Below are 16,342 nucleotides of genomic sequence, written 5' to 3'. Positions count from 1 at the left end.
CGCCCTCGCTTCGCTTCGGGCACCCTGATGTCACGACGGAGGACACCATCCCTCTGTTTCCTATGTAAGACACTCAGCCTCAGATTCGTAAGTTCAGGGCTTGGGTGCGCGATACCGGCATAACGAACTGGAGGGGGAGGGGGCTGTCGCCTTCTCAACCTTTTGCTGGCTCTGCCAAGCCTGTTTTGTGACGCTCGCCCCGCTCCGCGTCCCCGATGTCACGACGGAGGACACCATCCCTCCGCCTCGTAGGTAAAACACTCGACCTCGGGTCAGTAGGTGCGGGCTTGGGTGCGCGATACCGGTATAACGAACTGGAGGGGGAGGGGCTGTCGCCTTCTCAATCTTTTGCTGGCTCCGCCGAGTCGGCTTTGTCAGCCGAACCTACCTCCGATACCCTAATGGAGGAAATCTACACTCACAGATACACCGCCGTATCGCAAAGGAACACCCGTGAAATCCTTCCTCAAAGGGTTCGGCGTCTTCTTCGCCGTATGCTTCGCCTTCTCCCTCTGGTACGTCATCCTCGGCGTCGTCATCATCGTAGTCATCGTGGGCATTGTCCTGACCATCCGCAAAAACCGGTACTTCGCATCCCCCGAATTCCAGACGCACCGCCAACGCACCGCCACACTCGCCAGCGAATACAACGAAATCGCCAGCTACGTACACGATATCCACGCCCGCGGAATCTACGAACTCGGCACCTCCACCAACGGCATGTACAGCCACCTCGCCACCGTCGAAGTTCAGCAGCCCAAAACCTGGAAGACGCTGTTGCAGAAGAAGCCTGAAGAACGCCACCCTCACGTCTACAAGGCCTCCCAACAGGTCGTTCTCGAAGCCGAGCAGGACCCCATCGGCAGCCTCACCAAATACTTCCACATCGAAGCCGACCTGCAAACCCTCAAAGACGTACAGCGCCTCTCCGACGATATCGCGCGCCTCGAAACCGCCGTCGACAACGTGCGACGCCGCGAAGACGACATGATCGCACACATCAACCCACCCCAGTTCATCACCAAACACTACGCCGACGAGTTCTGGAACAAACTCAACGTCTACCACGTGGGGCTGACCGTGCCGTACCCCGTCTACCGCTTCGAATACACCTCGCCCGGCGGCAAAGAAAACCGCGCCGTCACCGTCACCCTCGACACCCCAACCCTCGACGCGCTCTCCGAAACCCTCGAACGCAAAATCCGCTGGGCATGGCCCGAAGGCGGCGAACGCACCCTCATGACCGCCCAGCTACGCCAACGCATCAAAGAACGCGACAACTACACCTGCCAAAACCCCGGATGCGGCAACTCCATCATGCGTGAACGAATCCTCATCCTAGAGGTTGTCCACAAGGTCCCGCTATCCGAAGGCGGCAATAACGAGCCCGATAATCTGCAGACCCTCTGCTGGCGTTGCGTGCGTGGACGGAACCTGCGGCTCGCATAAAGCCGCACCTTCCGAAAGCGACATCAGGGTGCCCGCCCGGGCGCTCTCCGCAGTGAAGCAAGGAAGAGCGGAGCGTCCGGGTGCGGTGGGTTCCCCTGCAGGAGCGCAGGATGGGAGCGGCGCGAGGTATCCATGGGTTCCCCTGCTGTGCATTAGCCAGGGATTTATGTTAAAGCTGAGGTTCAAGGTATGCTTTTCCTCGGCGCAGAGGCACAGACTTTCAGGCTCCCGCTTCCGCACCGCAAACACATCACCCCACCTGAATAAAGGGCATACCATGTCTACTTCCCTGACTCGCCGCAAGCTCGTCGCTGGTGCAGCCTGGGCGGCACCCGTCGTTGCCGCTTCCGCAACCATCCCCTCCTACGCAGCGTCCGTCTCCGCAGACTGCACGCTCGCCGCACACCCGGCGTACAACATCTCCGGCACCGACGAAGGCGCCAAAACCGTGCAGAGCTTCGCCGTCCCCAACAACGTCTACAAGCTCCGCTTTGAACTGGTCGGCGGCGCGGGCGGCACCAACAACCGCATGACCCCCGCCGGCTCCGGCGCGAAGGTCACCGGCATCATCCCCGTCACCCCCGGCTCCACCGTGCAGATTATCGCCGCGGCAGGCGGTATCGGTGACGGCTCCCTCACCCCCACCGCAGGCGGTGAAGGCTACGGCAACGGCGGCTCCGTACCCGCCTACACCATCCCCGCCACCATCACCGCGCAGGTCGACGCCAAGTACGCGGACTCGGCAAACTCCAAGACCCAGGCGTACGCTGCATCCGGCGGCGGCTCCTCCGCACTGCTCATCGACGGCGTCGTTGTAGCTGCAGCAGGCGGCGGTGGCGGCGCGGGCATGACCACCTCCGGCGTGTCCTACGCAGACCCCTGGTACTCCAACTTCAACGGCCAGATCGATGCCGGTGTGGCACCCCTCGGTTCGGACGCATCCCCGCAGTTCGACGCGGCGGGTAGCGCCTCCGCGGCGGCAGGCTCCAACGGCACCCCCGGCTACGAAGTCTACAACGCTGAACGCTCCAAGGTGCTGACTTACAACTCCGGTTTCGGTGGCGCAGCGGGCGTAGGCGGTGCCGGTGGCGCGGCGGGCACCCTGCCGGCAAGCGGCCCCATCATTGGCTTTGAAACCACCAACAACCAGGTGCTGTTCAGCCAGTTTGTTGCCGGTAACGCGGGCACGAGTGGCTTCGCGGGCAACGGCGGCGATGGTGCGGGCGCGTACTCCTACCAGCTGGATGAGAACCCCGCCAGCGTGCACGAGAAGGGCACCTACGAGGACCGCAGCTGGGACCTGGACGTCTACAACGACGAGGGCGCGTACGCGCAGAACTTCAACGGCTACCAGTCCGTGGTGTCCGGCGGTGGCGGCGCAGGCTACGGTGGTGGCGGTTCCGGTGCGGCACAGTCTGTCTCCTCGATTGTGCTGACTCAGAAGTGGCTGAACAGCCCGACTGGCGTGCGTCAGGGTATCGGCTACACGATGCAGGGCGGCGCCGGTGGCGCGGGCGGCTCGTACATTGCACCGTCGGTGAGCGAGGGTGCGATTGTTTCGGCTGAGAACGCGCCGCAGTGGATGCGCGAGCGCGGTAACGGTTCGGTGACGGTAACTTTCTGCGAGGCGGCTGCCTAAACGCTTCTCCCGCTGAGAGGCGGTGTTCGTCCTCGCTCCTACAGGGGCACCCGCCCTCGCAGAGCTCGGGCACCCTGATGTCGCTACGGACGACACCGCCTTTCCGCGCTAGGTTCCCGGCTTAGCTTGCGCTGTGAACGGCAAAGAGCCCCCACACGATTACCTCGTGTGGGGGCTCTTTGCTTGTGCTGCAGGTGCAGCCGTGTTTTCCGGAAGCGCCCTCAGGGTGTCACCCCGGACGCTCTCCGCAGCGAAGCAAGGAGAGGACGGAGCGTCCGGGTGACGGGTGCCCCTGCGTAGGCGCGGAGGAAACATGCGGCGCACCTACACCTGAGTAGGAGCGAGGACGAGTACCGCCGTCCGCAACTAACTGTATTCCCGGAATTAGCGCTTGATAGCGTCCAGCGCCTCACGCTGAGCCTTCGCAATGCGCTTCTCAGATACCGTGTAGGCGGTACCAAGCTCCTGGGCGAAGAAGCTGACGCGCAGCTCCTCAATCATCCAGTTCACGCGGCGGAGCGCATCCGGCACGATGGTGCCTGCCGGTAGCGACTTGACCGCGTTATCGTAGGAGTCTTCCAGGTCCTGCACGGTGAGCATGAGCTGGTTGTCGCGGTGCAGGTTCGGGCCGAGCTTCGTCAGGCGCACCTGGGCGGCCTTGAGGTAGCGCGGGATGTGAACCAGCTGGTCGTAGCCGGTTTTCGCCACGAATCCGGGGTAGACGAGGTTCTCCATCTGTGCCTTTACGTCGGAGACGGCGTGCATGGTCGTCAGCGAGGTTGCCTTTTTGATTGCCTTCTTCAGCGCGGTGGCTTCGGAGAGGATTTCGGCGACGAGCTTGGTGACGTCGAAGACCGTCTCGATGAGTTCGGCACGCACGTGCTCGTAGAGTTCGCTGTATTCGGCGTGCGTGAAGATGGGCGTGTGCGGCACGAGGTGGTCGAGTGCCGCGACGGTGCAGTCGCGGATGAGTTCGTCGATGGAGCCGTGCGGGTTCTGCGTGAAGACGATTTTCTCCTTGTGGGAGAGGTGTTCGCTCACGTAGCGTACGGGCGAGGGCACCTGCAGCTGGAGCAGGCGGATGATGCCGCGGCGCTGTGCGTGGAGCTGTTCGGCTTCGGTGGGGAAGATGCGCAGGCCCACGCTGGTTTCTTCGTCGACGAGGGCGGGGTAGCCGTTGACCGCTTGGGTTGCGATGATGCGCTGTACCTTGCGGGGGATCTCTCCGTTGGGGAAGAGATCGGCGGGGAATTCGGTGAGGCCGCTGATTTCGCGTACCTGCGAACCGTGCGCATCGGCTACCTGGGTGGTGCCGCTCTGAGCCTTCTTCGCGCCCTTCTTGGCAGAAGCCGCGGAGCTGCCCGAGTTACCCGAGCCATCCGAGCTACCCTGCGCGAGTGCCACCATTTTTGCCATGGTGTCGTCGGATGCGCCGAGCGAGTCGGCGAGGGCGCCGCGAATCTCCTTGTGGAGCTGCTGCTGCAGGGCGCGCAGGTCCTTGCCTTCGCCCAGGATTTTGTTGCGTGCGTTGCGCACCTGGAATCCCATTTTCAGGTGTTCGGGCACGGCGTCCCAGTTGAAGGCTTCGGGCTCGACAACGACGCCGCGCAGGCGGCGTAGTACGAGTGCCAGGGAGGGGATGAGCTCGTCGGTTGCGGGGGAGTAGTCCTCTTCCAGGGCGGCGCAGGCGGCGCGTGCTACGTCGGGTGCGGGTACGAAGTTGCGTCGAATCGCCTTGGGGAGTGATTTGATGAGCGCGGTGACGAGCTCGTGGCGCAGGCCGGGGATCTGCCAGCGGAACGGTTCGGGGCTCAGCTGGTTGAGGAAGAGAATCGGCACCTGCACGGCCACACCGTCGCGCTTGGCGGCGTCGGTGCGTGCGCCTCCGATGCCGGCGGTGGGGGCGTATTCGTAGCGCAGGTCGAGGGTCAGTTCGCCGCTGTCGGTGCGCTGCACCCACTGGCGGGGGAACTGGGAGTCGTCGTAGTCGGCGGCTTCCTCGTTGATGAGCTTTTCGGGGTTGAAGTCCAGGTAGTTGTCGTCTTCGAGACGTGCCTGCTTCCACCACTTGTCGAAGGCGCGCACATCCGTCACGTGGGCGGGGATGCGTGCGTCGTAGAAGGCGAAGAGTACGGAGTCGTCTACGCGCAGGTCGCGGCGGCGCAGGCGTGCTTCGAGTTCTTCGACTTCGGCGAGGGCGCGCTGGTTGCGCAGGTAGAACTTGTGCTGGGTGTGCCATTGGCCTTCGACGAGGGCGGACTGGATGAACAGTTCGCGGGCTGCGGCGGTGTCCACGCGGGCGTACTGTACGGGGCGGTCGGCGTAGATGGTCAGGCCGAAGAGGGTGCCCTTGGCGTAGGCGACTGCCGCGCCGGAGCTGAGGGACCAGTGCGGTTCGGAGTATTGCACGCTGATGAGGTGCTTGCCGATTTCTTCGATCCACTGCGGGTCGATGGAGGCGTTGGTGCGCGCCCACAGGCGGGAGGTTTCGACGAGTTCGGCGGAGAGCACCCAGTCGGGGCTCTTTTTGAACAGGCCGGAGCCGGGGAAGATTGCGAACTTGGTGCCGCGTGCGCCGAGGTATTCGCGGGGGCCGCGGTTGCGTCCCTTGGAGTCCTTTTCGCGTTCTTCCTTGACGCCTACGTGCGAGAGCAGGCCGGAGAGCAGGCTCTTGTGGATGTCGATTTCGTGGGCGGAGGCGTTGATGTCCCTGCCGCCGCTGGCGTGAATATTGGCGGTGCGTCCCATTTCGCGTAGCTGGGCGAAGAGGTCCTGCCATTCGCGGATGCGCAGGTAGTTGATGTATTCGCGGTGGCACATTTTGCGTAGCTGCGAGGAGGACAGCGCCGCCTGCTGCTCGTTGATGTAGTCCCAGAGCAGCAGGAAGGAGGAGAAGTCGGAGGTGTCGTCGACGAAGCGGGCGTGCATGGCGTCTGCTTCGGCGCGCACGTCGGCGGGGCGTTCGCGCGGGTCCTGGATGGTCAGGGCGGCGGCGAGCACCATCATTTCCTTGGCGCAGTTGCGGCGGCCACCCTCGATAATCATGCGGGCCAGGCGCGGGTCCACGGGGAATGCCGCCATGGCTCGGCCGATGGCGGTGAGGGTTGCGCTATTGCCGCGGCCTTTGCGGGGCTGTCGTGGGCGTTCGGTAAGCGCGCCAAGTTCGCGCAGCAGGTTCACGCCGTCGTTGATGGCGCGAGATGCGGGCGGCTGCACGAACGGGAAGCGGGAGATGTCACCGGGTTCGCGGACCACGCCGATTGCGATCATCTGCAGGATGACGGCTGCGAGGTTGGTGCGCAGAATTTCGGGGTCGGTGAACTCGGGGCGCGAGTTGAAGTCTTCCTCGGAGTAGAGGCGGATCGCGATGCCGTCGCTGACGCGGCCGCATCGACCGGAGCGCTGGTTGGCGCTTGCCTGCGAGATGCGTTCGATGGGCAGGCGCTGAACCTTGGTGCGTGCCGAGTAGCGGGAGATGCGTGCGGTGCCGGTGTCGATGACGTACTTGATGCCGGGCACGGTCAGCGAGGTTTCGGCAACGTTCGTGGCGAGCACGATGCGCGGGCGCGATCCGGGGGAGAACACGCGGTGCTGTTCGGCGAGCGAAAGGCGCGCGTACAGGGGCAGCACTTCGTAGTTCAGGCGCGGCGACTTGAGAACCATTGCCTCGATGGCGTCCTTGGCGTCGCGGATTTCGCGTTCGCCGGAGAAGAAGATGAGGATATCTCCGGGTGCCTCCTTGGAGAGCTCCTTGATGGCGTCGAGGATGCCGTCGGTGGGGTCGTGGTCGTCTTCGATTTCGTCATCGCTGAGGTAGTCTTCCTCGTCGAGCGGGCGGTAGCGGATTTCCACGGGGTAGGTTCGGCCGGACACCTCAATGATGGGCGGCGCGTCGTCGGGCAGGATTGCTTCGGCGATTTCGCGTTCTTCGGCGCTGAGGTTTTCGTCGACGATGCCCTTGCCCGGCACGTAGCTGGGGGAGAAGTGGCGTGCGAAACGCTCCGGGTCGATGGTCGCGGAGGTGATGATGACCTTCAGATCCGGGCGCTGCGGCAGGATGCGCTTGAGGTAGCCGAGGATGAAGTCAATGTTCAGGCTGCGTTCGTGCGCCTCGTCAATGATGAGGGTGGAGTAGCGGCGCAGCAGCTTGTCGTTCTGGATTTCGGCGAGCAGAATGCCGTCGGTCATGAGCTTGATAGCGCTGTGTTCGCCTACTTCAGAGGTGAATCGAACCTGGTAGCCGACGGTTTCGCCGATTTTCTGGCCGAGTTCTTCGGCGATGCGTTCGGCGACGGAGCGTGCGGCGAGTCGGCGCGGCTGGGTGTGGCCGATGAGACCCTTCTCTCCCAGGCCCAGGTCGAGGCACATTTTGGGGATCTGGGTGGTTTTACCGGAACCGGTTTCACCCGCGATGATGACAACCTGGTTGTCGCGGATCGCGTTCATGATGTCTTCGCGGCGTTCGCTGACGGGCAGCTCTTCGGGGTAGGTGATGACCTCGGGAATGAAGGGCTCGTAGCGGCGCGGTGCCGGGCGGTTCTGCTGCTCGCCCTTGTTGCCGCCCTGCTGGTTGCCCTGCTTGCGGGCGCGGTTGTTGGCGCCTGCGCGTCGGTTGGAGCGGGAGGCGTTGGAGTTGCGTTCGGAGGCGCCGCGGGAGGAGTTCTTGCGGTCTGCGTTATTCTTCTGGGCACTGTTCTTCTGTGCGCCCTTCTTTGGGGCGCCGCTCTTCTGTGCGCCGTTTTTTACCGCGTTGTTCTCAGTAGTTTTATCTGCGGTTTTTTCACCGATTTTTTCGGAGGATCGTACCTTTGCCGCATGGATTGCGGCGGCCATGCTCGCCATGGTGGGGGCGGTGCGGGGGGCCTTAGAAGTATCTGCGTGTTTCTTCGTGGATTTCTGCTCAGACATATCCTATCCAGTGTACTCGCCTTGCCCGCGGTGGGCTTGGGGTGTGCTTTGTTTGTCATATTTGGGTTTGTTCGCGGTAACCCAGGGGTGGGCGGTGGTGGAATACTGACCCCAGGAGAGTAGTTAATGTACAATAAATGACATCAAATGCCATCTATAGAATTAATAATTATTCATCTGAATTTTATGCGCCGTAGATGCGAATTAACTGCGCTTCTTAACTTTCTTTCGATAGTTTCGTTCAACTGCTACAGTGGTGAATAACACAGTAACGAAGGAGTGACTATGCCATCACCAAAGACGTACCCGGCAACACGTGTTGCAGTGTTGGATTGCTACGAAGACGGACAGCACGAAGAAATTCACCACCGCTGCGAAGAACTCTTCCAAGCCCTCGTTCACGCGAGTCTGCGCACCCACTTCGACCGCCTCAGCGCCGAAGAAACCCTCTACCTGGTCACCGGCGACGGCGAGCGCGTACAGATTTCTCCCGAAATGTACGGACCCCTCACCTCCGTAGCGCGCGCATTCGCCGACCGTAAGGATGTCTGTGTGGTACGCCAGGACCGCCTCATGACCACGCAGGAGGCGGCAGACTACCTGGGCGTATCCCGCCCGACCGTTGTTCGCCTGCTGGAGCGCGGAGATATTCCGTTCGAGCGCATTAACACGCACCGTCGCGTTGCTTTTGATGACCTCGAATGCTACCGCCTTGAGCACGAATACGTGAACCGCCGCGTTCGCTAACCTCGCTAACCTGTCGAACCGCTCAAGCTACACAGCGCGGTTGAGCTACACGTTGCGGTTGAACTGAACAGTGCGGTTGAGAAATAGCAGCATCTGCTGAACAATATCGGGGCTAAAACAGCGCGAATCCCCGTGTTCGGCATCCGGAACCAGCACCAAATCGGTAGGCACCTGCCGTGTGCGCAGCGCCTGATACACCCGCGCCGATTGCTGGTACGGCACACACGAATCACTAATACCGTGCACGAGCATGAGGGGAGTGGCACCGCCGCTCGCACCCGGTGCAGAGGCACTTTCGACCTTATTCACTCGTTTCTGGGGGCGTACCGCATCAATAGGATGCGCGCGCTCCCAGTTCTTTTGGGCGCGCTCGATGCAGACACCCGGAACCGCCCGCTCACCCTTGGAAGCGTCGATAGTAGACACGTCAGCGGGGACGGGGTGGGTGCTTCCCAACAGTCGCCATTCGGCGCCGTCATCCTCGGGGTGGTCGAGAGCGTAGCCAGCCAGGGGGCGGTCGGTGAAGATGGTCCTCAAGTCGCTGACCCCGTAAAACGAAGCCGCCGCCGCCACCTGCGAACTATGGGACGGGTAGGCGCTCGCCGCCCTGCCTTCAAAGTATTCGTCGTGCTCGGCGTGTCCGGGTGCGCTCGCAGGATCCCCACCGCTACCGTCACCGGCGGCGGAATCTCCCGTATGCGCAACCATCATGCTCAGGTGCCCGCCGGCGCTTCCGCCCGCTACCGCAATGCGTTGCCGGTCAATACCGAATTCGTGCGCGTTGGCGCGGAAGAAACGCACCGCCTCCTTCACATCGTGCAGGGCGCCCGGGAAGAGTGCCTGATGCGAATACCGGTAGTTGATGGACGCGACCGCCCAGCCTGCCTGCTGAAAAGCGGCGCGCATGAGCGCCTGGGTATTGGGCTGCTCCCCGCCAGGGGTGCGCAGGATAGTGTCGCGTAGGGCCTGGTTGGTGCCGAAGCGCCAGGCGCCACCGTGAACCCACACCAGCAGCGGCGCGGGGGAAGAGATATCCCCGGTCGCGGGGAAGAAATCGTAGGCGAACGCCTCGCGAGTTACCGGTGACTGCGCGCCGTAGTCGGGTAGCGAGTGGGCATCGTAAAAGCCCGCCTCGCGGTAAAAACCGGAGCGGTACTCGGTGCTCTCAACGGTCGGCGCGCTCTCTACATTCGGCACGCCCTCAGTGTTCGGCGAGTCCTCAGCGTTCAATGCGCCCTCAACCTTCGGCGCGTTCTCAGAAGTCTGCATGAATCAGTACCTTGTTAGGGAACCAGTACGATCTTGCCTCGGGTGCGACCCGTCGCAACCAGGGCATGAGCCTGCGCAGCCTGCGAAAAATCAAGCACCTGATCCACATGTACCTTCAACAGGCCCAAGGACATGAGGCGGGCAATCTCCTGCATCTGCGTGCGGTCCGGGTGAACCGTCAGCCACTGCGCCTCGAAGCCGCGCTCACGCGCCACATCCAGCGGGTCGGGGCTGGTCAGGGTGACAATACGACCGCCGGGAACCAGCACCTCCAGCGAATCGAGGAAAGTCTGCTGGCCGGTGGAATTGAGTACCACGTCCATGGTCTGGCCCAGTACGGCGCGGAAATCCTCGGTGCGGTAATCAATAGGCTGGGCACCCAACGAGCGCACAAACTCGTGGTTCGCGGCGGAGGCGGTCGCAAAAACCTGAGCGCCAGCCTGCGCCGCCAGCTGAACGGCGAGGTGACCGACGCCTCCGGCACCGGCGTGAATGAGTACGCGCTCGCCTTCCTTCAACCGCGCCACTTCGAAGAGCGCCTGGTATGCGGTCAGTGCCGCCAGGGGAGCGCCACCCAATTGCGCGCAGGGAACATCGGCGGGCACCTTCACCAGCTGATGCGCCGGGGCGAGAACATACTCGGCGTACGCACCGGCGGGGGAGGGAAAAGAAACAAGACCAAATACGCCGTCGCCCACCTTGAAACCCGTGTAGTCGCCGGCGGTAGCAACCACCGTGCCGGCAACATCCCAGCCGGGAACGAAGGGCTTGTACGACGGATCTGCCAGCTGAGCGGCGGGACCCAGACCCTTGCGGGTGGTCAGATCAATCGGGTTGACACCGGCGGCAACCGTCTTGATGAGCACGTGACCGCGCACCGGCGAGGGGATAGGTACGTTTGCTTCGTGCAGAACGCTTTCGTCGCCCCATTCGGTGAGCTGAATCTGGCGCATGGTGGTCATCGGGTTACCTCCGCTGTTGTGGCTTGAAGCCGTGCTGATGTGACGGGTGTGCGCGTTTTCCCATTCTCTCAAGGCTGTTAGCGTTGCCACAACAGGTAGGCGGGTAGTGTCCACCCTCTGAGGTTGAAGCCTGAGGTTGAAGTCTGAGGTTGAAGAGGGAGGTGGCGGGAACGGTCGCCCGGCGCAGGCTTTATGCACAACAGGGTGAGCGGCTCAATAAAGTTGAGTTGTTAAATAAAAAGGAGCCGATACCCGAACAATACGCCTCGGATATCGGCTCCCGTGTTCCCTCTCGAATAAGAACATCGTGCCCCTGAAAGGATTCGAACCTTCGACCCCCAGTACCGGAAACTGGTGCTCTAATCCGCTGAGCTACAGAGGCAACCCACCTATGGTATCAGATAAGCACTAGATAAAGGGTCAGGTACCTGCCAAGGCTTGCTAGAATAGTTTGTTATGACTCCTGAAGAACTCTCCGAAGCCATTGCGCTTGCCCTTGAAGAAACCATTTCCTCCGGCCAGCTGACCCTCGTGGAGGGCGCTGAACTGCCCGCCGTCCGAGTGGAGCGCCCCAAGTCCCGCGAACACGGCGACTGGGCAACCAACGTCGCTCTGCAGCTCGCCAAGAAGGTGGGCAAGAACCCGCGTGAGGCAGCAGCTCTTCTGGCAGAGAAGATTGGTGCCATCCCCGGTGTCGCATCCGTAGATATTGCTGGCCCCGGCTTCCTGAACATCACCCTGGACGCCGCAGCCGCTGGTGAGCTTGCCGCCACCATCGTTGAGGCTGGCGAAGCATACGGCCGCAGCGACAAGTTCGCCGGTAAGACCATTAACCTTGAGTTCGTCTCCGCGAACCCCACCGGCCCCATCCACCTGGGTGGTACCCGCTGGGCTGCCGTCGGTGATGCGCTCGCCCGCGTCCTTGAGGCTGAGGGCGCTAACGTCGTGCGTGAATACTACTTCAACGACCACGGCACCCAGATTGACCGTTTCGTGCGCTCTCTGATTGCCGCTGCCCGCGGCGAGGAGACCCCCGAGGACGGCTACGCTGGAGCGTACATTGTTGACATTAAGGACCAGATTCTGGCTCAGCGCCCCGACGCGCTTGAGGCTGAGAACCCCGAAGAGATTTTCCGCGAAATCGGTACTCACCTGATGTTCGATCAGATCAAGGAGTCCCTGGCGGCATTCGGCACCCACTTCGACGTGTTCTTCCACGAGAACTCCGTGTTCGAAGGCGGCAAGGTGGACGCCCTGCTCGACACCATGCGTGAGAACGGTCAGCTCTTCGAGGCTGACGGCGCATGGTGGATGCGCACCACCGACTACGGCGATGACAAGGACCGCGTGGTCATCAAGTCTGACGGCAACCACGCCTACGTAGCGGGCGATATCGCCTACTACCAGGACAAGATGACCCGCGCAGTAAACCCCTCCGACGTGGCGATCTACATGCTCGGTGCTGACCACAACGGCTACGTGGGCCGTCTGAAGGCTATCGCCCAGATTCTTGGCTACCGCGCCGACCAGATTGAGGTCATGATCGGTCAGCTGGTGAACCTGGTCAAGGACGGCAAGCCCGTCCGCATGTCCAAGCGTGCCGGCACCGTGGTCACCCTCGAGGACCTGGTCGAGGCTGTGGGCGTTGACGCAGCCCGCTACGAGCTGACCCGCTACTCGGTGGACACCCCCATCGACATTGACCTGGGCCTGCTGACTTCCAAGAGCAACGAGAACCCGGTCTACTACGTGCAGTACGCTCACGCACGTACCGCCGCTGTGGCACGTAACGCCGCGGAGGCTGGCGTGAAGGTTGAGGACGGCGTGGACACCTCCCTGCTCGACTCGGCTGCTGACGGCGAGCTGCTGGCTGTACTCGGCCAGTTCCCCGCTGCTGTGCGTGATGCCGCGAAGTTCTACGAGCCGCACCGCGTGAACCGCTACCTGGAGCAGCTCGCTTCGGCGTACCACAGCTGGTACGGTGTCTCCCGCGTCGCCCCCAAGGCGGACGAAGAGGTCACCGACCTGCACCGTACCCGCCTGCTGCTGAACAATGCAGCACAGCAGGTGCTGGCTAACGGCCTGAACCTGCTGGGTGTGAGCGCACCCGAGCGCATGTAATACTCTCGTTTCAACCCCCGACCCGGTACTACCGGGGCGGGGGTTGAACGCATTGCCCTCAAAGATACTCAACGATAGTTACCGAAAGAGATACGATGAGCGAAGCCCGCGCCCTCTACGCCCCCGAATGGCTCACCTACCCCGAGCATCCCGAGGCACTGTCCCGCACCATCTGGACTGATTCCTTCACCCGCAATGAGCAGGGCGAGCTCTGCATTGACGGCGTGACCGTCAGCGACCTGGTTGCTGAGCACGAAACCCCGCAGTACGTCTTCTCCGAGACGACCTTCCGCACCCGCGCCCGCGCCTACCGCACCGCTTTTGAACAGGCTTTCGCCGAGCACGGCGCGCAGGTGAGCGTCTACTACGCCGGTAAGTCGTTCCTGTCCACCGCTGTGGCGCGTTGGGCGACCGAGGAGGGCCTGTGCCTGGATACCGCCTCCGGTGGTGAGTTGGCGTTGGCTCTGCGCGCGCAGGTGCCGGGTGCGAACATCGCCCTGCACGGTAACAACAAGTCGGAGGCTGAGATTGCCCGCGCGATCCGCAACGGCCTGGGTCGTGTGGTGGTTGACTCGGTGGACGAGCTCAAGCTCATTGAGCGCGTGTACGCCGAGCTTGCCGCCGAGCGTGTGGCAGAGGGCGAGGAGCCGTACGCCCCGGTTCCGGTGCTGATTCGCATCACCCCCGGTGTGCATGCCTCGACCCACGAGTCCATTGCGACCGCGCACGAGGACCAGAAGTTCGGCATGTCCCTGCAGCCCGGCACCGCCGCGCTCGCCGGTCTGGAAGAGGAGGAGCTGGAGCACTGGGGTGTTGAGTCTACCGATTCTTACGCGGCTCTGGCTGCCGCGATTCTGAATGCGACCGATTCCCTGGATTTCCGCGGTATTCACTGCCATATTGGTTCGCAGATTTTTGAGGCGGAAGGCTTCGAGCAGGCGGCTACTACCGCCCTGGAGTTCATGAACCGCCTCAACCGTGACCTGGGCGTGACCCTGCCGGAGCTGGATTTGGGTGGCGGCTACGGCATCGGCTACACCGAGGCGGATCACCCCCGCTCGATTACCGAGGTGACCGAGTCGATTGCCGCTTCCGTCGCGGCAACCTGCGAGCGCCTGGGCATGGCGATTCCGCACATGTCGTTCGAGCCGGGCCGTTCTATTTCTGGTCCTTCGGGTGCGACCCTGTACACGGTGGGCACCAATAAGAACGTGAGCATTGAGGATGAGAACGGCGAGATTCGCGTGCGCCGCTACGTTTCGGTGGACGGCGGTATGAGCGATAACGCCCGCCCGGTGCTGTACGAATCGGATTATTCGGTGACTCTGGCTAATCGTGCCCCGGTGGGGGAGCAGGTGCTCTCTCGCGTGGTGGGTAAGCACTGCGAGTCTGGCGATGTGGTGGTTCGTTACTGCTACCTGCCTGCTGACCTGCAGGCTGGAGATATTCTGGCGGTTCCGGCGACCGGCGCGTACTGCTATGTGCTGGGTTCGAACTATAACTTCTTGACTCGCCCGCCGGTGATTGCGACCGCGCAGGGTCAGCCTTCTCGTGTGATGATTCGCCGTCAGTGCGAGGAGGATATGCTGGCGCTGGATATGGGTTCGGATATCTAAGAACGGATATCTAAGAACCCATTCTGACATCATGAAAAACCGTGAAGTTCCCGTCTCTGCAATGGACGCCGTGAGGTGGCGGTCGCGGGCGGGGTCTTCACGATTTTGCGCGTTTACAACATGACAGAAGATAAGGTTCACCTCATAACTGTGAGGGATACCTCATCTCAGAGAGTAAAAGTCGCAGCTTGAGGCTGCTGAGCCGTCCCCGCCTCTTGATAAAGTGGTTGTTGAGTGCGTGCTCTGCGCCGCATCCACGCCGTAGCCCGAAGAGATACCGGGGCAAACCCGGAACAGACCGTAGAAAGAGACTATCGTGGCTGAAAAGATCAAAGTAGCACTGCTTGGTGCCGGTAATGTCGGTTCCCAGGCTGCTCGCATCCTGGTAGAGGATAACGCCGTCCTTGAAAAGCGCATTGGCGCGCCCGTGGAATTGATCGGTATTGCTGTGCGCGATACTAATGCATCCCGCCACTGGAATGCGGACCCCTCGCTGTACACCACCGATGCTGACGCTCTCATCGATGCAGCGGATGTGGTCATCGAGCTGACCGGCGGTATTGAGCCGGCTCGCACTCGCATTCTGCGTGCTCTGACGGCGGGTAAGTCCGTGGTCTCCGGCAACAAGGCGCTGCTGGCTAAGCACGGCGTGGAGCTACAGGCTGCCGCTGATGAGTCCGGTGCTCAGCTCTCCTACGAGGCTGCTGTTGCGGGTGCTATCCCGATTCTGCGCCCCTTGCGTGACTCCCTGGCTGGTGACCGTGTGACCCGCGTTCTGGGCATCATGAACGGCACCACCAACTACATTCTTGACCAGATGGACACCACCGGCGCATCCTTCTCGGACGCGCTGGCTGAGGCTCAGAAGCTCGGCTACGCGGAGGCTGACCCGACCGCTGACGTTGAGGGCCACGACGCCGCGTCGAAGGCTGCGATTGTTGCTTCTTTGGCGTTCCACTCGACGTTCACTATTGATGACGTGCACACCGAGGGCATTACTTCCATCACCGCTGATGATGTTGCTGCCGCGGATGCTGATGGTTACGTCATCAAGCTGCTGGCTATTTGTGAGCGTGAGGGTGAGAGCGGCGCGAACATTCGCGTGAACCCGACCCTGATTCCTCGTCAGCACCCGCTGGCGGGCGTGCACGGTGCGTTCAATGCTGTGTTCGTTGAGGCGGAGAACGCTGGCGAGCTGATGTTCTACGGTCCCGGTGCGGGTGGCGCACCGACTGCTTCGGCTGTTCTGGGTGACTTCGTGTCTCTGGCTCGTCGTCTGGTGCTGGGTGGTCCCGGTGTTCCGGAGACTTCTCACGCGCAGCTGCACGCAACCGGTCTGGATAACGTGGTGTCTCGCTACTCGGTGGGTGTTTTGGTGGAGGATCGCCTGGGCGTTCTGGCGAACATTACCCGCATCCTGACTGAGCACGGTATTTCTGTTGATTCTCTGCGCCAGTCCGCCCCGAAGGAGGGTGTGGCTCAGATTCGTATGGTCACCCACTCTGCGAAGGACGCTGATTTGCGCCGTGCGATTGCTGTGATTGACGCTCTGGACACTGTGCGTGAGGTGAACTCGGTCATCCGCGTGGAGTCCGAGAAGCACTAGGCACTGAGAAGCACTAGGCGCTTAG

9 protein-coding genes and 1 tRNA gene are annotated in these 16,342 nt (G+C 62.2%); 6 read left to right on the top strand and 4 right to left on the bottom strand.

The annotated features are described in order from the left end of the window. The first annotated feature begins 453 nt into the window (after positions 1–453). Positions 454–1,449, top strand: coding sequence for an HNH endonuclease (locus tag HMPREF2942_RS08835; protein WP_070688894.1), 996 nt, complete (start codon positions 454–456; stop codon positions 1,447–1,449). Between the two features lie 277 nt (positions 1,450–1,726). Continuing rightward, entirely contained in the window at positions 1,727–3,088 is a 1,362-nt protein-coding gene (locus HMPREF2942_RS08830) for a hypothetical protein (RefSeq protein ID WP_070688893.1), read from the top strand. A 384-nt stretch (positions 3,089–3,472) separates the two neighbouring features. Here the strand turns inward: HMPREF2942_RS08830 and hrpA are convergent, their stop codons facing one another. Continuing rightward, positions 3,473–7,996: an ATP-dependent RNA helicase HrpA gene (gene hrpA / locus HMPREF2942_RS08825; RefSeq protein WP_070688892.1), complete on the bottom strand. Its 4,524-nt coding sequence runs from the start codon at positions 7,994–7,996 to the stop codon at positions 3,473–3,475. Between the two features lie 285 nt (positions 7,997–8,281). Here hrpA and HMPREF2942_RS08820 point away from each other — a divergent pair, with 285 nt between their 5' ends. Further along, positions 8,282–8,743 carry a helix-turn-helix domain-containing protein gene (locus HMPREF2942_RS08820; RefSeq protein ID WP_070688891.1) on the top strand — a complete coding sequence of 154 codons (462 nt, stop codon included), beginning with the start codon at positions 8,282–8,284 and terminating at the stop codon, positions 8,741–8,743. A 45-nt stretch (positions 8,744–8,788) separates the two neighbouring features. Here the strand turns inward: HMPREF2942_RS08820 and HMPREF2942_RS08815 are convergent, their stop codons facing one another. The 3 genes from HMPREF2942_RS08815 to HMPREF2942_RS08805 form a co-directional block, all read right to left on the bottom strand. Next, positions 8,789–10,012: an alpha/beta hydrolase gene (locus HMPREF2942_RS08815; RefSeq protein ID WP_070688890.1), complete on the bottom strand. Its 1,224-nt coding sequence runs from the start codon at positions 10,010–10,012 to the stop codon at positions 8,789–8,791. 14 nt (positions 10,013–10,026) lie between these two features. Next, positions 10,027–10,974 carry an NADP-dependent oxidoreductase gene (locus HMPREF2942_RS08810; protein ID WP_049340688.1) on the bottom strand — a complete coding sequence of 316 codons (948 nt, stop codon included), beginning with the start codon at positions 10,972–10,974 and terminating at the stop codon, positions 10,027–10,029. A 308-nt stretch (positions 10,975–11,282) separates the two neighbouring features. Beyond that, positions 11,283–11,356, bottom strand: a tRNA-Arg gene (locus tag HMPREF2942_RS08805). Between the two features lie 74 nt (positions 11,357–11,430). On the opposite strand from HMPREF2942_RS08805, the gene argS reads away from it, so the two are divergent. From argS to HMPREF2942_RS08790, 3 genes are all read left to right on the top strand, one after another. Then, the gene (gene argS / locus HMPREF2942_RS08800; protein ID WP_070688889.1) at positions 11,431–13,095 is read left to right on the top strand and encodes an arginine--tRNA ligase; all 1,665 of its coding nucleotides are present in this window, start codon (positions 11,431–11,433) and stop codon (positions 13,093–13,095) included. Between the two features lie 95 nt (positions 13,096–13,190). Continuing rightward, positions 13,191–14,711, top strand: a complete 1,521-nt coding sequence (gene lysA, locus HMPREF2942_RS08795) for a diaminopimelate decarboxylase (protein ID WP_070688888.1) — start codon at positions 13,191–13,193, stop codon at positions 14,709–14,711. A 316-nt stretch (positions 14,712–15,027) separates the two neighbouring features. Further along, complete coding sequence (locus tag HMPREF2942_RS08790) at positions 15,028–16,317, top strand: homoserine dehydrogenase (RefSeq protein ID WP_070688887.1); 1,290 nt, start codon at positions 15,028–15,030, stop codon at positions 16,315–16,317. The last annotated feature ends 25 nt before the right edge of the window (positions 16,318–16,342 follow it).

The organism is Rothia sp. HMSC071C12, from assembly GCF_001813895.1.
Lineage (GTDB): Bacteria > Actinomycetota > Actinomycetes > Actinomycetales > Micrococcaceae > Rothia > Rothia mucilaginosa.
Note: the sequence above shows the minus strand (reverse complement) of the source record. Positions and strands in the feature narration are given on the sequence as shown.